Genomic DNA, 15,948 nt, shown 5'->3' on the forward strand with positions numbered 1-15,948 from the left:
CAGAAGACGACTGCACCAGTTGATTGGGCGTAATGGCTGTTGTGCAGCCAGCTCCTGACAGTTCAATATCAGAAGTGATCTGCACCAATCTCGACTATGCTCAATACTCGTGTGCACCAAAGCGAGGTGAGCATGGCGACGGACACCCCACGGATTCCAGAACAAGGCGTGGCCACTCTGCCTGATGAGGCTTGGGAGCGTGCGCGCCGTCGTGCGGAGATCATCAGTCCGTTGGCGCAGTCGGAGACGGTCGGGCACGAAGCGGCCGATATGGCGGCTCAGGCGCTGGGCTTGTCTCGGCGCCAGGTATACGTTCTGATCCGGCGTGCCCGGCAAGGCAGCGGCCTCGTGACGGATCTGGTGCCCGGCCAGTCCGGTGGAGGTAAAGGTAAGGGGCGCTTGCCGGAACCGGTCGAGCGCGTCATCCACGAGCTACTGCAAAAGCGGTTCCTGACCAAGCAGAAGCGCAGCCTAGCGGCCTTTCACCGCGAAGTCACTCAGGTGTGCAAGGCTCAAAAACTGCGAGTGCCGGCGCGCAATACCGTGGCCTTACGGATCGCTAGCCTTGACCCGCGCAAGGTCATCCGCCGGCGGGAAGGCCAGGATGCCGCTCGTGACCTACAAGGTGTGGGCGGCGAGCCTCCTGCCGTGACCGCGCCGCTGGAGCAGGTGCAGATAGACCATACGGTCATCGACCTGATCGTGGTCGATGACCGCGACCGGCAACCTATTGGCCGCCCGTACCTGACCCTCGCCATCGACGTGTTCACCCGCTGCGTGCTCGGCATGGTCGTCACGCTGGAAGCGCCGTCTGCCGTTTCGGTTGGCCTGTGCCTCGTGCATGTCGCCTGCGACAAGCGCCCTTGGCTGGAAGGACTGAACGTGGAAATGGATTGGCAGATGAGCGGCAAGCCCTTGCTGCTCTACCTAGACAACGCGGCCGAGTTCAAGAGCGAGGCCCTGCGCCGGGGTTGCGAGCAGCATGGCATCCGGCTGGACTATCGCCCGCTGGGACAGCCGCACTATGGCGGCATCGTGGAACGGATCATCGGCACGGCGATGCAGATGATTCACGACGAACTGCCGGGAACGACCTTCTCCAACCCTGACCAGCGCGGCGACTACGATTCCGAAAACAAGGCCGCCCTGACGCTGCGCGAGCTAGAGCGCTGGCTCACATTGGCGGTCGGCACCTACCACGGTTCGGTGCACAACGGCCTGCTCCAACCGCCGGCCGCGCGCTGGGCCGAGGCCGTGGCGCGTGTCGGCGTACCGGCCGTCGTCACACGCGCTACTTCGTTCCTGGTCGATTTTCTGCCGATCCTCCGGCGCACGCTGACCCGCACCGGCTTTGTCATCGACCACATCCACTACTACGCCGATGCGCTCAAGCCGTGGATTGCGCGGCGTGAACGCTGGCCGTCCTTTCTGATCCGGCGCGATCCGCGCGACATCAGCCGTATCTGGGTCCTGGAACCGGAGGGACAGCATTACCTGGAAATTCCCTACCGTACCTTGTCGCATCCGGCTGTCACCCTCTGGGAACAACGGCAGGCGCTGGCGAAACTGCGGCAGCAAGGGCGCGAACAGGTGGATGAGTCGGCGCTGTTCCGCATGATCGGCCAGATGCGTGAGATTGTGACCAGCGCGCAGAAGGCCACACGCAAGGCGCGGCGTGACGCGGATCGCCGCCAGCACCTCAAGACATCAGCTCGGCCGGACAAGCCCGTTCCGCCGGATACGGATATTGCCGACCCGCAGGCAGACAACTTGCCACCCGCCAAACCGTTCGACCAGATTGAGGAGTGGTAGCCGTGGACGAATATCCCATCATCGACCTGTCCCACCTGCTGCCGGCGGCCCAGGGCTTGGCCCGTCTTCCGGCGGACGAGCGCATCCAGCGCCTTCGCGCCGACCGCTGGATCGGCTATCCGCGCGCAGTCGAGGCGCTGAACCGGCTGGAAGCCCTTTATGCGTGGCCAAACAAGCAACGCATGCCCAACCTGCTGCTGGTTGGCCCGACCAACAATGGCAAGTCGATGATCGTCGAGAAGTTCCGCCGCACCCACCCGGCCAGCTCCGACGCCGACCAGGAGCACATCCCGGTGTTGGTCGTGCAGATGCCGTCCGAGCCGTCCGTGATCCGCTTCTACGTCGCGCTGCTCGCCGCGATGGGCGCGCCGCTGCGCCCACGCCCACGGTTGCCGGAAATGGAGCAACTGGCTCTGGCACTGCTGCGCAAGGTCGGCGTGCGCATGCTGGTGATCGACGAGCTGCACAACGTGCTGGCCGGCAACAGCGTCAACCGCCGGGAATTCCTCAACCTGCTGCGCTTCCTCGGCAACGAACTGCGCATCCCGTTGGTTGGGGTAGGCACGCGCGACGCCTACCTAGCCATCCGCTCCGATGACCAGTTGGAAAATCGCTTCGAGCCGATGATGCTGCCGGTATGGGAGGCCAACGACGATTGCTGCTCACTGCTGGCCAGCTTCGCCGCTTCGCTCCCGCTGCGCCGGCCTTCCCCAATTGCCACGCTGGACATGGCTCGCTACCTGCTCACACGCAGCGAGGGCACCATAGGGGAACTGGCGCACTTGCTGATGGCGGCGGCCATCGTCGCCGTGGAGAGCGGCGAGGAAGCGATCAACCATCGCACACTCAGCATGGCCGTTTACACCGGACCCAGCGAGCGGCGGCGGCAATTCGAGCGGGAACTGATGTGAAGCCTGCGCCGCGCTGGCCGCTGCATCCCGCCCCGAAAGAAGGCGAGGCGCTGTCCTCATGGCTCAACCGCGTGGCCCTTTGCTATCACATGGAGGAGCCCGACCTGCTGGAGCACGATCTTGGTCACGGCCAGGTCGATGACCTGGACACCGCGCCACCACTCTCGCTGCTGGCGTTGCTTTCCCAGCGGAGCGGCATCGAGCTGGACCGGCTGCGCTGTATGAGTTTCGCCGGATGGGTGCCTTGGCTACTGGACAGCCTTGATGACCAGATTCCAGACGCCTTGGAAACCTATGCGTTTCAGCTCTCGGTGTTGCTGCCAAGACTCCGCCGTAAGACGCGATCCATCACGAGCTGGCGTGCCTGGCTGCCCAGCCAGCCGATAAACCGCGCCTGTCCGCTCTGCCTGAGCGATCCGGAGAACCAAGCCGTACTGCTCGCGTGGAAGCTGCCCCTGATGCTGAGCTGCCCGCTGCATGGCTGCTGGCTGGAATCCTATTGGGGCGTGCCAGGGCGGTTTCTCGGCTGGGAGAACGCCGACGCCGAACCGCGCACCGCCAGCGACGCGATTGCGGCGATGGACCAGCGTACCTGGCAGGCACTGACAACCGGTCACGTGGAGCTGCCGCGCCGACGCATCCACGCCGGATTGTGGTTTCGACTTCTTCGCACGCTGCTCGATGAGCTGAACACCCCGCTTTCCGCGTGCGGAACCTGCGCGGGGTATCCCCGCCAAGTCTGGGAAGGCTGCGGGCATCCGCTGCGTGCTGGGCAAAGTCTGTGGCGACCGTATGAAACCCTGAATCCGATAGTACGGTTACAGATGCTGGAGGCGGCGGCAACGGCAATCAGCTTGATTGAGGTGAGGGACATCAGCCCGCCAGGCGAGCAGGCAAAGCTATTCTGGTCCGAGCCCCAAACCGGGTTCACCAGTGGCCTGCCGACGAAAGCGCCGAAGCCCGAGCCCATCAATCACTGGCAGCGTGCAGTCCAGGCCATCGACGAGGCCATCATTGAAGCGCGACACAACCCCGAGACGGCACGCTCGCTGTTCGCGTTGGCTTCCTATGGTCGGCGCGATCCCGCTTCCTTGGAACGGTTGCGCGCCACCTTCGTGAAGGAAGGCATCCCGCCGGAATTTCTGTCACATTACCTGCCTGATGCACCCTTTGCATGTCTTAAACAAAATGACGGGTTAAGTGACAAATTTTGACGGATAGAGCTTTCCGGCTCACACTGTCACATAATCGAACGTATACGTGACGGGTGAAAAGGTGCTGATCGGCTACATGCGGGTATCGAAGGCGGACGGATCCCAGTCCACCAATTTGCAACGCGATGCGCTCATCGCCGCTGGTGTGAGCCTTGCGCACCTTTACGAGGATCTGGCCTCGGGCAGGCGCGATGATCGCCCAGGGTTGGCTGCTTGCCTGAAGGCGCTTCGTGAAGGGGACACGCTGATCGTGTGGAAGCTCGATCGGCTTGGCCGTGATCTGCGCCACCTGATCAACACCGTGCACGACCTAACTGCGCGTAGCGTGGGCCTGAAGGTCCTGACCGGTCACGGTGCGGCGGTCGACACGACGACTGCCGCCGGCAAGCTTGTGTTCGGTATTTTTGCCGCGCTGGCCGAGTTCGAGCGTGAGTTGATTTCCGAGCGAACAGTCGCTGGACTTATCTCGGCGCGCGCTCGCGGCAGGAAAGGGGGGCGCCCCTTCAAGATGACCGCCGCCAAGCTACGCCTGGCGATGGCCAGCATGGGGCAACCGGAAACCAAGGTGGGCGATCTCTGCGAAGAACTCGGGATTACCCGGCAGACGCTCTACCGGCACGTGTCGCCCAAGGGCGAACTGCGGCCAGACGGCGTAAAGCTGCTCTCCCTCGGTTCAGCCGCATAAATGGAGGCGACCTGGAACGGGGCGCTGTTCAGTGCGGCAACGATCCGATTACCGGTGTCGACCCAAAGCAGACACTGAGCAAACTAGTGCTGGGAAAACAGTTCTACAACACTATGTGGCGCATCTGCCCCGAAGAAACGCTGATGGTTCTGAAAGGTTATAGCAGCAGCGTCTTCGCTTCGAGGAAACAAAGCGTGTTCATACTGCTTCAATGCTGTTTCAATATCATGAGGATTTGCACAAATTTCCTTCGCTAACTCGGCGCCGTCATAGATAGCAAGGTTTGCCCCTTCGCCAGCAAATGGTGATATCAAATGAGCGGCGTCCCCGAGCAAAGTGACGCCAGGAATGCGCTTCCATTGATGATTAATCGGAAGAGCGTAAATCGGCCTGATAACTGGCACAGTCTCTCCGTTGGTGATTAACGCCCTTAGCTGAGGAGCCCAATCTTTGAATTCTTCGGCGATGCGCTTAAGTCCAATTTTTGGCGTGCTGAAATCAATCGTACTGGCCCATGCCTCTGGTTTGTTTAGCGCTACGTATGTGTGTAACGTCCCATCCGCATAACGGTGTGCCAAGATGCCCTTGCCGGGCTCAACCGCCATCAGCGTGCCGCTGCCTATCGCCTCTGCGCTTGCTTTATGACGATTGTCTCCATCGAAAAGATTGGTTTCGATGAAGGTAGTGCCGACGTACGTTGGCTTCGCATTAGAAAGAAGCGGACGAACCCGTGACCATGCACCGTCTGCGCCAACCAACAAATCGGTAGTTATTGAAGAGCCGTTAGAAAATTCTAGTTGGTGCTTTCCTCCTTTTAGGGGAGCAGTCTTTATGACTTTGTGTCCCCATTTGATGGCATCCAAAGGCAATGATTCGATGAGAAGCTGGCGCAACGCTCCTCTATCCACTTCGGGCTTAGTGCTACTGGCCAGACCAGGCTTATCAAGCAATACCTTCCCGTATTTGTCGACAACCCGTTTAGCATCTTCACTCGGGAGAACGTGTTCAAGAAACTTTTCGTAGAGACCTGCAGCCTTTAGCCCCAGCTGACCGTTGTATTCGTGGATGTCGAGTAAGCCACCTTGCAATCGCGCATGCTGCGATTCCTCTGCTTCATAAATCGTCGCTTGGATTCCGTTAATGTACAGAACACGAGCAAGCGTTAATCCGCCGAGACCGGCACCTACTATTGTGATGTGTGAATTTACTAATGACTTCGATAAGCTGATTGGTTTGTTCATGGCGCGTTCCAATAAATACGGTTAGTCGGGCATATGCACGACAGCTCGCAATAAAATCCGACTAATGTCGGGGGAAACGCTGGCCGACCAAACAAGCTCTGGTTGACGTATACGCGGTCACTTAATCGATGGATTGATAACCAACTAACAATGTGACCGTTTTTCGCGGTGTTCTGACCATGAGTATTTCATAGTTCACAGTTTTTGGAAACTCGTGTTGATATTCTCGTGTCCGCTTCTGGCCGATAGTGGCCGTTTTCTTAAGACCCGAAGCGGAAATATTTATTTTGCATAAGAAGTGAATTCTGTTGCCAAAACCCCAGCGCTTTAGCAACTTTTGGGACAACTCATACTCCTTTGGGGACAAGCAGTACATTGCCTGCACATAGGTCGTTTCTACTCATGCAGAATGCAAATGTCCCACCACAAGCTGTAGCGGAATCTCATCTTTTCTATTGGATGCACCCTCAGCTATTTCGCACTTCGAGTACAGCGCACGCCTGGCGGCGCAGTCAGCAACGTGGTGAACTTATGTAAATAAAAAATTGAGTTTTTATGGAATCTGCCTCATCTGCCCCGGCTATTGCCACGCGAGCACTGCCATCTATTCAATATTTGCCAATCGGATTCTTCGGTGCTGTAATGAGCGTCGCTGGGCTCTCATTAGCTTGGCGTCTTGCTAGCAAAGCGTATGGTGCAAACATAGCGGTGTCAAACGCGATAGGCATTATTGCGCTATCAATGTTTGCCATATTGACTCTTTCCTATCTGGGTAAATTCCTCAGGTATCGAGATTTGGTGAAGCATGAGTTTAAGCATCCCGTTATTGGCAGCTTTTTCGGCACCTTTGGCATCAGTATCCTTTTGCTCTCGAGCGTTATCAGCAGCTATAGTAGTTCTGCCCAATTAATCGTATGGACAATCGGGACTGTGGTCACATTAGCGCTTACCGTTATTATGATTTCACGGCTGTTTAATGGGAATGCTGCCCCCGCTACCGTGGTTCCAGCTTTGCTGATTGGTGGCGTTGGTAGTCTGGATATCGTGGTGACCGGAGGAGGTTTCACGGCAGGATGGACACACGAAGTTAATTTGCTTGCGGCGGCTGTTGGCGGTGTCAGTGCCGTAGTCTTCTTTATTCTGATCTTCTCCAGATTGATTCATCACGAGCCGCTTGCCGGAGCGATGCGACCATCCAAAATGATATTGGTTGCTCCGTTTTCGGTTGGCTTCATAGCGTATGTCAACCTAGTGCAAAAAGTTGATATGTTTGCGGCGCTGCTGTTCTACTTTGGTCTGTTCTTGTTTGTGATTATCTTCTATCGTTTGCTCGTGAAACCTGCAGCGTTTTCACTCAACTGGTGGGCTATTGGCTTTCCGATGGCAGCATTGGCCATCGCTGCCTTGATGTACTCGAGCGCCGTTGGAGGTATAGGTTTGGAGTTTATCGCCGCGTTCCTACTATTCCTACTCACGGTTTCAATTTTCGTGCTCTCACTTCGCACGGTACATGCTTTGGTCACTGGTCGAATTTTGACTGCTTAAGGAAACTTGAGTGCAAGTGTTAGAGAAACTCGCCACCTGCACTCTCGTTAAAAAATGCAGCGCTGAAATCGACGCGTGAATGTCACACCATCATACAATCGTCACAGGTGGCAAGGTATCTATGCGAGGAACATCATCCGCTCGGAAGCGTTCTCTATATAGCTTGGGTGTTGTGCTCAACTGCCTCGAGAAAATCATCCGCATCTGAGTAGCATTGTGAAAGCCGCATCTGAATGCGACAGTCTTCAGCGGAACATCAGTTTCCTCTAGCAGCTTGCGCGCAAAATCAATACGAACCTGCTCTACGAAAACTGACGGTGTTACGTGTGCGTGCTTTGCAAATGCTCTCGAGAAGGTTCTACGACTAACGCCTACTGCGTCAGCGATGTCTTCAATGGTCAGTGCATCGCTAATATGGTCAGTCACATACTTCAAGACCTTGGCAACGAGAGAATCCTCGTCCGGACCAACCGCAAGATAAGGACTGTATTGAGATTGTCCACCGTCTCGACGGATATAAACGATAAGGCGTTTCGCGACCTTCAAAGCAAGTTCGTGCCCCCAATCCTCGGAAATAAGTGCGAGACATAAGTCGATTCCGGCAGTGACTCCGCCGCAAGTGAACAAATTTCCATCACGAACAAAAATTCTGTCTGGTCTTACATTTAAGTCAGGGAACTGTTTAGAAAGTCGCTCGGCATGGGACCAATGTGTCGTAACTTCTCTGCCTGCCAAAAGGCCGGCGTGCCCGAGTAAAAATACACCATTGCATATAGCACCAAATCTATTGGTACCTTGAACCCGTTCGTTTATCCAGGTAAGAAAAGTTTGCTCTGGTCTGTACTCTTGCACTCTCGGCCCGCCAGCAACAATGAGAAGGTCACTATTCGAATGGAAATTCGGATAGTCATAATGGACCTTAAACTCCATGCCGCTTGAGCACATGACGTATCCAGGACGCTCACCAACTAGAGTAATTTCGTAACGGTCTTTTTTCGGCAATAAATGATTCGCCTCTGCAAATACGTCCAGAGGGCCTGCCACGTCCAGAGCTTGCACTCCATCAAAAACAACTAAAGTCAGCTTCATCGAATAATTCTTCTTTTCATGTCCAATTCTAAGATGGACTTTCCTGTCGCTCCAACAGCGCCCTAATCCCAACTTTATCAGGATTTCTAATGCAGAATATTTCACCTAAGCGGGGCGCACTTTACTTGGATTTTTTTAATCTTTGAATGTCCGCTTTTGGCCGGCAGCAGCCCGTCGTTGCCTGATGGATCCAACCCCTCCGCTGCTATAGTGCAGTCGGCTTCTGACGTTCAGTGCAGCCGTCTTCTGAAAACGACAAGATAAATCGCATGACGGCCTTTTTGGCCGGGGGTAGCATGACCGGACACTTTGCGTATACCCAAAATGACCGGAGGAACCCATGACCAGCCGCAACGGCTACTTCCCAGGCAAGACCAAGGCGAAGCGCAGCGCGATCATCACGCCGCGCACCGCCCAGGAAACACAGATTGCGGCCATGCCGCGCCAGTCACGCGCAGCGCGCCAGGCGCTCGCCAAGACGCCACCGCTGCGCGTCGGCGGCGATGGCCTGGTCGAAGGTGCCGACCGCATCATGCGGACGCCGACCGAGCACCAGGCCGCCGGCGTCGCTTTCAAGGTCGCGCGCATCTACTTGCGCGTCAGCACCGACGAGCAGGACTTGACCAGGCAGGCCGCCATCGTGGAGAGCACCAGGGCCGCCGGCTTCTACGTCGCCGGCATCTACCGCGAGAAGGCTTCGGGCGCTCGCGCCGATCGCGCCGAGCTGCTGCGCATGATCGGCGACCTGCAACCCGGTGAAGTCGTCGTTGCGGAGAAGATCGACCGCATCAGCCGCCTGCCGCTGCCCGAGGCCGAACGCCTCGTGGCCTCGATCCGCGCCCAGGGCGCGCGCCTGGCTGTCCCTGGCGTGGTCGATCTATCCGACCTGGCCGCCGAGGCGAAGGGCGTGGCAAAGGTGGTGCTGGAGTCGATCCAGGACATGCTTTTGAAGCTGGCGTTGCAGATGGCCCGCGACGACTACGAGGATCGCCGCGAGCGGCAGCGGCAGGGCGTCGAGCTGGCGAAGGACGCCGGCCGCTACACCGGCCGCAAGGCCAACACAAAGGTGCATGAACGCATCGTGGCGCTGCGCAGCGCAGGCCACAGCATTCCAGAGACGGCCAGGCTGGCCGGGTGCAGTGAAAGCCAGGTCAAGCGCGTATGGGCGCTGCACAACCAGGCGCAGGCGTGACCTACTCGGCCGCCTCCAGCTCGCGCAGGCATTCCATGATCGCCGCCCGCTCCAGCGGATCGAGCTTGGCGAGCTTCGCTTGCCAGCGGGCTTTCTTCCGCTTGATGCGCTCGCGCTCGCGGAAGTTGCTGCCGAGGTAGCGCAGATCGTGCAGCTCGGCCGGCTCGGGGTAGTTCATCCACAGCCGTTCGATAGCGATGCCGCCGCGCGTCATCGCGTTGAAGTCGATGGTTCTCCATGACGCCAAGGGAGAGCTGTCATAGATCGTTGAGCTGTAGCCCGACACCATCACCGCGCACGGCAAGCCGGCCAGCACGTCGAGCAGCCGCACGTGGTCGGCGTCGTCGTATTCGTGGCGGTATAGCTTGCCGCCGCGCCGGCTGTCCATCACGTAGGGCGGATCGGCGTAGACGAACTCGGAGCCGGTGAACTGGTGGGACTCCAGCCAGGCCACGGCGTCGCCGTGGTGCAGCTCCAGGCCGGGCACGTCGAGCTGCTGCCAGACCTCGATCACCTCGGGATCAACGTCGATGCCGACGCTGCGGGCAGCGGGCCGCTTGCGCTCCAGGATGTTGCCGCCGCCCAGGTGCGTTTCGATGTACGTGTCGTGAGGCGGGATGTTGTTGATGATCGTCTGGTAGACGCCGGCACCGCCCTTGCCGCCGGGGTATCTCATGGCCTTCTTCCTGGAGTAAATCGGGACTTGGCCAGCATCGTCAGAAATGGCGATGCTGTCAAGGGAAGCCGGCCGGGCCTGCATCGTCAGAGCCGACGATGCGAAGCTGCTGGAGCGACCTGCAGCACCGCCAGGAATGGCGATGCCGGATCGCTCAGTAGGTGGGGATGTAGACCACCTCAATGTCCACGCGCTGGTTCTCGCGCCGGCCCTCGGCCGTCGAGTTGTCTGCCACGAAATCGGCGGCCGATGCGAAGTTCACCATGATCTTGAGCGGCGAGACGCCGCGCGCCACCAAGTACGACCTGGCCGAGAGCGCACGGCGTAGTGCAAGGGCCTCATCGGCCGCGCTGGGCCGTAGTGTGCTGGTGCGCCCGCTGATGTAGATGATCGCCGCATTCCTAGCGTCGGCCAGCAGCTCCAGGGCCTCTGGCGTCGGCTGGAATGTCGCGCTGCTGTCGGGGAAGGACACCGATACGCCGGACTTGATCGGCGTGCCGAAGTTGCCGGCGTCGCCGGCGGCCAGTGCGCTTTGCGCGCTGACCAGGAACGCCAGAGAGAGGGCCAGAAGAACGGGTTTTCGCATGGGGCAGGACTCCAATCAGAAGAACAGGTAGCCGGCCTTGCTCATGGGGATGCGGATCAACCAGAGCGAGGCCAGGTGCAGCGGGTAATAGGCGTAGAAGGCCCAGCGCAGGCGCGGCACGCGCACATCCACCCGCGAGGCCAGGAAGAGCACCGGCAGGGCTGCCAAGGCCCACAGGTTGCGATTGACGAACCACAGGGCCGCGCAGGCCAGCACCGCGACCGCCGCGGCGGCCCAGCTCGGCCGGCGCGTGTACGACCACACCGCCAGGCCGAAAGCCACGGCCGGCCACCAATATTCGACCGAGCTGCCGCCGACCAGGAACACCACGCCGGCGGCCGCCAGGTGCAGCTTGCCGCCACGTTCGACCAGGTAAGCCGTGGCCGTGACGACCAGCAGCGTGAACATCACGTTGAGCGGCCACCAACCGGCGTACAGGCCGCCGAGGGCCACGAAGGGCACGGAGGCCAGCGCGCCGAACATCGCCAGGCGCGACATGGTGCGGCCGTACACGCCGCGTTCGAGCGTGCCCGGCCGGGCCAGGTTGTAGGCCAGGACGAACACGAAAAGGGGGAGCGCCACGCGGCCGGCCTCGAACAGCACCGGCAGCGTCGCGTTGAACAGGTACTTGTTGACGTGATCGCCGGTCATGAGAACCAGTGCGAGCCACTTCAACGCTTCGACGGTTCCATCAGGAATCCGCAGGGCCTTCATCAGCGCCGGCCCCCGCGAATCGCGTAGGCGCGCAGCACCAGGAAGATGATGTAGAGCGCTGGCAGTGAGAGCACGAAGGCGATGGGCTTGCCGATCCACGCCGGCAGCGCCCACAGCAGAAGGCCCAAGGCGAAGATCGGGCCGAGGCCCAGCAGAAGCAAATCGAGCTGGTTCTTGGCCTGCCCTTCCGCCCACTTGCAATAGGCTTGAAGCAACCGGCCGACGCCCAGCGTGTACCGCATCATGAAGGCGTGGAATTTGTCCATGTTTAGCCGCTAAATCGGAAGAGCCGGCCTACTCGGCCGACCCCTCGCGTGAAGTGTTGAAAGACACCGTGCGGGGCACGTAGCCGGCCACCGACACGCTGCGAGCTGCTGCGGCCGCTGGGGCGGCCTGCTGGGGTGCTGGTGCCGGCCTGGCCGCCGGCGTCGCCCGCTGGGCCACCGTCGCGGGCTGGCTGGGCGTCGAGGGCGTGGCCCCGGCCTTCGTCACGTCAAGCGTGACGAACCGAGCTTCGAGCCAATCGGCCCACTTCGACGCCTTGCGCATCAAGTCGGCCCGGTACACCGCGTTGTACTGCGGCGTGCGCGAGTGGTAGTTCGCCGCCTTCGTCCAGAGGTCGCCCTTGTCGTTGCGGATGTGCATCCGCAGCCGCCAGGCGGCCAGGTCGAACGAGTAGCAGCCGGCAGCCGCCACATCGTTCGCCGTGATGCCGTATCGGGCCAGGTCGCCCAGGTACGCGGTGTTGAACTGCATCGGGCCAACGTCATGCGTGCCATTCGAGTTGCGCACCCACTGGCCCGGCTTGCCGCCCTCTTTCTCGGCGACGGCCAACACGATGTTGACCGGCACCTCGTACTTGACGGCGGCCGAGATCGAGCAGACGACGCGCTCCTGGAGCTGCGGCGGCAGATCGGCGAAGAACGGCATGCCCTCCCCTCCCTCAGTTCAGCCAGGACTGACGGCGGCGCTCTTCGTCCTCGCGCCGGATGCGTTCGTTGTACTCGGCCAAGGCGCGGTCATAGTCGCGCGCTTCGACCCAATACCCGCCCCGCTCTGGCGTCCCGACATAGCGCGGCAGCGTGCCGCTGCTGGCGAAGTCGGTGTAGGCGTGGCCGGTGTAGGCCCCGCAGTAGTCAGGCAACTGGTTGCTGATGTACGTGCGCCCATCGTCGTAGCCGCCCGTCCACATCACCAACGTCGAGTTCAGCGACTGCGCGTCGCACCGGCCAGCGCCGCGCGAGATCGCCGACACGAGCGACTGCATTTCCGGCGTCTGGCTCGCCACCGGGCAAAGCTGGAGGAAGTTCAGGCGGGCGCGGATCGTGTCCGACAGCTTGCGCTTCGTGATGTTGAAGTACCGCGACAGCGACGGCGTGCATTCGCTCGGGCGCGTGCCCGACGACAGGCACAGGATCGCCTCGCAGGCCAGGCGCGTGTCGCCGGTCAGCACGTCTTGCGCGCTGGCCGTGCCGGCGGTCGATCCGAGGGCTGCCACGAGGGCGGCCAGGGCAAACAGTTTCTTCTTCATGGTTGGACTCTCCTTGGTTACGCAGTTGTGCCGTCGCGGCCTTGCTCGCGGTTGGCGAACGCAGCTACTTCGGACTCGGGATCGGCATCGGCAGGGCCGCCTGCCAGGCTGTTGTCGCCGAAGCTCGGCGCGGGCTGCTGGTCGGGCACGTCGATGTTCTCGGCCGTGCCGCTTCCTTGCGCCTTGATCGCGGCGGCGATCTTTCCGCCAGTGGTGTCGGCGATCCGCTCGGCTGCGGCTTCGCGCAGGCTCGCGGCTTTGGCCTTGGCAACATCGGCGGTTCCCTTCGCCAAGTTCGCGCCGGCGTCGGCGGCGATGCGGCCGGCCGTGCCGAGGGCCGATGCGGCCGATGCGAGCAAGCCGGGGCCGGTGCTGCCCGGTGCGGCCTGCTGCCCTTGCCCTGCCCCGCCGGCGGGCTTGGGTTCGTTCTTGGCGGCCTTGTCGGCACTGCTGCCGGTGCTGGCCGTCGAGCTGCTGCCCTGGCCGCCGGCGTCGGCTTTGCCGCCGCCCTTATCGCCGCCCTTCGAGCTGCCCGAGCTGCTGCCGGTCGAGGGGCTGCCGCCACCCGACGAAGAGCCACCGCCGGAGCTGCCGCTAAAGCCCGCAGCCTGAGCGAAGGGCGTGCTGCCGGTGCCGGCGTCGCCGCCGCCGCCCGCACCGCCGCCCGAGCTGCCGCCGCCCGAGAAGGCCGACATAACGTCCGTGCCTGCCGACACGTTCTCATTGGCCTTCGAGAAGGCGGCCATGACGGCAGAGGCACCACCGGCGGCCGAGGCTGCGCCGGCGGCCAGAGCGGCGCCGCCGGTCGCGGCCGCTGCTGCTGCCATGCCTGCGGCACCCAACGCAGCACCTGCACCGAACTGGCCGATGCCGGCACCGCCCACGCTCGCGCCGGTGATGATCCCGGCGATGAGCGGCGGAATCTTGTTGACCAACGCCAAGAGGATGATGACGACGATCAGCATCACGCCCATTTCCTTGAGGCTGATGCCGGCGCTCATGCGCGAGTAGTAGTCATCGAGGAAGGTCTTGCCGATGCCCACCAGGAGCACCATTGCGAAGAGCTGCGCGGCCACGCCCAGGACGACCTTGTAGTAGTTGATCGCCATGTCGGAAGTCCAGCGCGAACCACCGAAGCCGAGGAAGAACACGCCGCCGTAGGCGAGCACCCAGCCCGACGCGAGCAGCAGAAGCATATTCACACCGACCAGGGCCAGGATGACCAGGATCGCCACGGCCATGAGGATGCCGGCCATGCTGTCCACCGGCGACCACACCGAGGACTGATCCATCACCTTGTCGAAGATCGCAAAGCCCACGTCCACGATGCCCGAGGGCGACAGAGCATTGCCCAGGCCCGTCGCGTTGCCGGCGAGCTGCCGCAACGACGCATAGATGGACGAGGCGAAGTTAGGGCCGTTGGTTAGCGCCCACCAGAAGAAGCCGGTAAAGATCGTGAAGCGGACGAACTCCGCGAAGAACTCGCCAATGTCGGCCTTGCGCAAGGCCATCATGCCGAACGTCCAGACCATCGAGATCACAACCAGCGTCCAGAAGAGCCAGGTTGCGGCCGTGGTGATGACACCGGCCCAGCCGCTCGCGGCGGCCTGGTAGCGATCCAGCACGCTATCGAACACGCCGGCGTTGTCGATGGCCGCGTGGGCATCGACCGCGAAGAACGCCAGCCAGACGAACAGCGGCAGGGCGAGGGTTTTTAGATTGGCTGGCATTCTCATCGTCAGCACCTCACCATTCGCGTTTCGGGCTGGGCTTGAAATCCCCACCACGACGCAAGCACAGCGACGAAAAAGCCTGCTGGACGCCCTTGTCCTCGATCTTGGCGATGTTCTCGGGCTTGCAGTTCTCGTCGTTCACTTCCGGCATGGGGGCCGTGGCCGGCTTGTTGTCGCAGCCGGCGACCAAGGCCGCCACGAGGGCGGCCGAGGCCAAGGACAGAGCCTTGATTGCTTTCATGAATCCCCCTTACCAGGTGCGCGCCGGGCTGGCCCGGTAGCTGCCCTGGCGCAGTTGTGCGGCCGCTGCCGCCTGCTGGGCTTCCTTGTCGGCGTCGGCCTGCATCTTGGTTGCCATCGCGTTCTGCTGCGCGATCAGCAGGCCACGAATCTGCAAGAGCTGGTTGGCCTGCTGGCTGGCGAGCTGGTTGGCGTAGCCGATGGCCTGCATTTGGCCCTGCGCGCCCTGCGCTGCCGATTGAAGACGCTGCAACGTCGCTGCATCGGCCGTGAGATTCGTTTGCTGCCTATCGAGGCCCTTGAACAAGGCATCGTTGGCCTTCTTCTGCGACTCGCTCGCGAGCTGGGCCACATTCCGAAGTGCTGCGCGTTCCGCGTCGGAGCACCCTGCCGCCGTAAAGCACGGCGAGTTCTTGTAGTAGTTCACGTCCTGGAACTTGCCGATGTAGCTGTCCAGGCTGCCGAGTTGGGTCTTGTAGTAATCCAGCGTGTTGACCGCGTTCATCAACCCGTTGATGGTCGATTGCGCCTGATCCCAGATATACGCGGCCGGGGCCATCGTGTTCTGGAGTTGGTTTTGATACTGCTGGAGCTGGGTGCTGTACTGCTCAATTTGCTTGAGCGTCTGGGCCACCGATTCGATGGCCGTCATGATGTTCTGCGACAGGTTGGTGCCGTCGATGACGGGGATGCCAGCCTGCACAGGTGTGACCGCCAGCGTGCTCGAAACAGCAATGACGAGGGCCAATTTAGCGGCTAAAAACTTCGGCTTCATGGTG

At 60.9% G+C, this 15,948-nt stretch carries 17 protein-coding genes; 6 read left to right on the forward strand and 11 right to left on the reverse strand.

All coding sequences use genetic code 11. The annotated features are described in order from the left end of the window. The first annotated feature begins 96 nt into the window (after nucleotides 1–96). The 4 genes from AC07ZH_RS17475 to AC07ZH_RS17490 all read left to right on the forward strand — a co-directional run bounded on the left by AC07ZH_RS17475 (nucleotide 97) and on the right by AC07ZH_RS17490 (nucleotide 4,622). Nucleotides 97–1,812 carry a TnsB C-terminal domain-containing protein gene (locus AC07ZH_RS17475; protein ID WP_000935451.1) on the forward strand — a complete coding sequence of 572 codons (1,716 nt, stop codon included), beginning with the start codon at nucleotides 97–99 and terminating at the stop codon, nucleotides 1,810–1,812. Between the two features lie 2 nt (nucleotides 1,813–1,814). After that, nucleotides 1,815–2,723, forward strand: a complete 909-nt coding sequence (locus tag AC07ZH_RS17480; RefSeq protein ID WP_003155746.1) for a TniB family NTP-binding protein — start codon at nucleotides 1,815–1,817, stop codon at nucleotides 2,721–2,723. Further along, nucleotides 2,720–3,937 carry a TniQ family protein gene (locus AC07ZH_RS17485; protein WP_006122485.1) on the forward strand — a complete coding sequence of 406 codons (1,218 nt, stop codon included), beginning with the start codon at nucleotides 2,720–2,722 and terminating at the stop codon, nucleotides 3,935–3,937. Before AC07ZH_RS17480 ends, AC07ZH_RS17485 begins: the two co-directional genes overlap by 4 nt. A 76-nt stretch (nucleotides 3,938–4,013) precedes the next feature. After that, nucleotides 4,014–4,622 carry a recombinase family protein gene (locus AC07ZH_RS17490; RefSeq protein WP_152960984.1) on the forward strand — a complete coding sequence of 203 codons (609 nt, stop codon included), beginning with the start codon at nucleotides 4,014–4,016 and terminating at the stop codon, nucleotides 4,620–4,622. A gap of 83 nt (nucleotides 4,623–4,705) precedes the next feature. On the opposite strand, the gene AC07ZH_RS17495 is transcribed toward AC07ZH_RS17490, so the two are convergent. After that, nucleotides 4,706–5,863 (reverse strand): FAD-dependent oxidoreductase, encoded by a 1,158-nt coding sequence (locus AC07ZH_RS17495; protein ID WP_119517076.1) that lies wholly within the window; start codon nucleotides 5,861–5,863, stop codon nucleotides 4,706–4,708. 555 nt (nucleotides 5,864–6,418) lie between these two features. Between AC07ZH_RS17495 and AC07ZH_RS17500 the strand changes: the two genes are divergently transcribed. Next, nucleotides 6,419–7,408: an SLAC1 family transporter gene (locus AC07ZH_RS17500; RefSeq protein ID WP_495200721.1), complete on the forward strand. Its 990-nt coding sequence runs from the start codon at nucleotides 6,419–6,421 to the stop codon at nucleotides 7,406–7,408. Nucleotides 7,409–7,498: 90 nt separating this feature from the next. On the opposite strand, the gene AC07ZH_RS17505 is transcribed toward AC07ZH_RS17500, so the two are convergent. After that, on the reverse strand, nucleotides 7,499–8,497 hold the full coding sequence (locus AC07ZH_RS17505; RefSeq protein WP_495200722.1) for a GlxA family transcriptional regulator: 999 nt from the start codon (nucleotides 8,495–8,497) through the stop codon (nucleotides 7,499–7,501). A 340-nt stretch (nucleotides 8,498–8,837) separates the two neighbouring features. On the opposite strand from AC07ZH_RS17505, the gene AC07ZH_RS17510 reads away from it, so the two are divergent. Beyond that, nucleotides 8,838–9,689: a recombinase family protein gene (locus AC07ZH_RS17510; RefSeq protein WP_011296189.1), complete on the forward strand. Its 852-nt coding sequence runs from the start codon at nucleotides 8,838–8,840 to the stop codon at nucleotides 9,687–9,689. Nucleotide 9,690: 1 nt separating this feature from the next. On the opposite strand, the gene AC07ZH_RS17515 is transcribed toward AC07ZH_RS17510, so the two are convergent. The 9 genes from AC07ZH_RS17515 to trbJ are packed head-to-tail and all read right to left on the reverse strand — an operon-like array spanning nucleotide 9,691 to nucleotide 15,944. Continuing rightward, nucleotides 9,691–10,548: a DNA adenine methylase gene (locus AC07ZH_RS17515; RefSeq protein WP_495200723.1), complete on the reverse strand. Its 858-nt coding sequence runs from the start codon at nucleotides 10,546–10,548 to the stop codon at nucleotides 9,691–9,693. Continuing rightward, the gene (locus tag AC07ZH_RS17520; protein ID WP_001665065.1) at nucleotides 10,520–10,951 is read right to left on the reverse strand and encodes an OmpA family protein; all 432 of its coding nucleotides are present in this window, start codon (nucleotides 10,949–10,951) and stop codon (nucleotides 10,520–10,522) included. Before AC07ZH_RS17520 ends, AC07ZH_RS17515 begins: the two co-directional genes overlap by 29 nt. A gap of 15 nt (nucleotides 10,952–10,966) precedes the next feature. Further along, entirely contained in the window at nucleotides 10,967–11,665 is a 699-nt protein-coding gene (locus AC07ZH_RS17525; protein WP_011114053.1) for a TraX family protein, read from the reverse strand. Next, the gene (locus AC07ZH_RS17530; RefSeq protein ID WP_010890140.1) at nucleotides 11,665–11,931 is read right to left on the reverse strand and encodes a hypothetical protein; all 267 of its coding nucleotides are present in this window, start codon (nucleotides 11,929–11,931) and stop codon (nucleotides 11,665–11,667) included. Before AC07ZH_RS17530 ends, AC07ZH_RS17525 begins: the two co-directional genes overlap by 1 nt. Before the next feature lie 28 nt (nucleotides 11,932–11,959). Continuing rightward, nucleotides 11,960–12,595, reverse strand: coding sequence for a transglycosylase SLT domain-containing protein (locus AC07ZH_RS17535; RefSeq protein WP_011114052.1), 636 nt, complete (start codon nucleotides 12,593–12,595; stop codon nucleotides 11,960–11,962). 13 nt (nucleotides 12,596–12,608) lie between these two features. Beyond that, complete coding sequence (locus AC07ZH_RS17540; RefSeq protein ID WP_010890138.1) at nucleotides 12,609–13,196, reverse strand: TrbM/KikA/MpfK family conjugal transfer protein; 588 nt, start codon at nucleotides 13,194–13,196, stop codon at nucleotides 12,609–12,611. 17 nt (nucleotides 13,197–13,213) lie between these two features. Continuing rightward, nucleotides 13,214–14,926, reverse strand: a complete 1,713-nt coding sequence (gene trbL, locus AC07ZH_RS17545; protein ID WP_015586029.1) for a P-type conjugative transfer protein TrbL — start codon at nucleotides 14,924–14,926, stop codon at nucleotides 13,214–13,216. Between the two features lie 16 nt (nucleotides 14,927–14,942). Beyond that, nucleotides 14,943–15,170, reverse strand: coding sequence for an entry exclusion lipoprotein TrbK (trbK, locus tag AC07ZH_RS17550; protein WP_000644148.1), 228 nt, complete (start codon nucleotides 15,168–15,170; stop codon nucleotides 14,943–14,945). 9 nt (nucleotides 15,171–15,179) lie between these two features. Further along, on the reverse strand, nucleotides 15,180–15,944 hold the full coding sequence (gene trbJ / locus AC07ZH_RS17555) for a P-type conjugative transfer protein TrbJ (protein ID WP_010890135.1): 765 nt from the start codon (nucleotides 15,942–15,944) through the stop codon (nucleotides 15,180–15,182). Nucleotides 15,945–15,948: the final 4 nt, after the last annotated feature.

It is taken from the genome of Simplicispira sp. GW247-4R2A (assembly GCF_059424465.1).

What these genes read in the sequence shown, in the direction of transcription:
- trbL (WP_015586029.1), bottom strand. Translation starts at nt 14,926, where the DNA reads ATGCCAGCCAATCTAAAAACCCTCGCCCTGCCGCTGTTCGTCTGGCTG.
- AC07ZH_RS17475 (WP_000935451.1), top strand. Translation starts at nt 97, where the DNA reads ATGCTCAATACTCGTGTGCACCAAAGCGAGGTGAGCATGGCGACGGAC.
- AC07ZH_RS17535 (WP_011114052.1), bottom strand. Translation starts at nt 12,595, where the DNA reads ATGCCGTTCTTCGCCGATCTGCCGCCGCAGCTCCAGGAGCGCGTCGTC.
- AC07ZH_RS17505 (WP_495200722.1), bottom strand. Translation starts at nt 8,497, where the DNA reads ATGAAGCTGACTTTAGTTGTTTTTGATGGAGTGCAAGCTCTGGACGTG.
- trbK (WP_000644148.1), bottom strand. Translation starts at nt 15,170, where the DNA reads ATGAAAGCAATCAAGGCTCTGTCCTTGGCCTCGGCCGCCCTCGTGGCG.
- AC07ZH_RS17500 (WP_495200721.1), top strand. Translation starts at nt 6,419, where the DNA reads ATGGAATCTGCCTCATCTGCCCCGGCTATTGCCACGCGAGCACTGCCA.
- AC07ZH_RS17510 (WP_011296189.1), top strand. Translation starts at nt 8,838, where the DNA reads ATGACCAGCCGCAACGGCTACTTCCCAGGCAAGACCAAGGCGAAGCGC.
- AC07ZH_RS17525 (WP_011114053.1), bottom strand. Translation starts at nt 11,665, where the DNA reads ATGAAGGCCCTGCGGATTCCTGATGGAACCGTCGAAGCGTTGAAGTGG.
- AC07ZH_RS17495 (WP_119517076.1), bottom strand. Translation starts at nt 5,863, where the DNA reads ATGAACAAACCAATCAGCTTATCGAAGTCATTAGTAAATTCACACATC.
- AC07ZH_RS17530 (WP_010890140.1), bottom strand. Translation starts at nt 11,931, where the DNA reads ATGGACAAATTCCACGCCTTCATGATGCGGTACACGCTGGGCGTCGGC.
- trbJ (WP_010890135.1), bottom strand. Translation starts at nt 15,944, where the DNA reads ATGAAGCCGAAGTTTTTAGCCGCTAAATTGGCCCTCGTCATTGCTGTT.
- AC07ZH_RS17490 (WP_152960984.1), top strand. Translation starts at nt 4,014, where the DNA reads ATGCGGGTATCGAAGGCGGACGGATCCCAGTCCACCAATTTGCAACGC.
- AC07ZH_RS17540 (WP_010890138.1), bottom strand. Translation starts at nt 13,196, where the DNA reads ATGAAGAAGAAACTGTTTGCCCTGGCCGCCCTCGTGGCAGCCCTCGGA.
- AC07ZH_RS17520 (WP_001665065.1), bottom strand. Translation starts at nt 10,951, where the DNA reads ATGCGAAAACCCGTTCTTCTGGCCCTCTCTCTGGCGTTCCTGGTCAGC.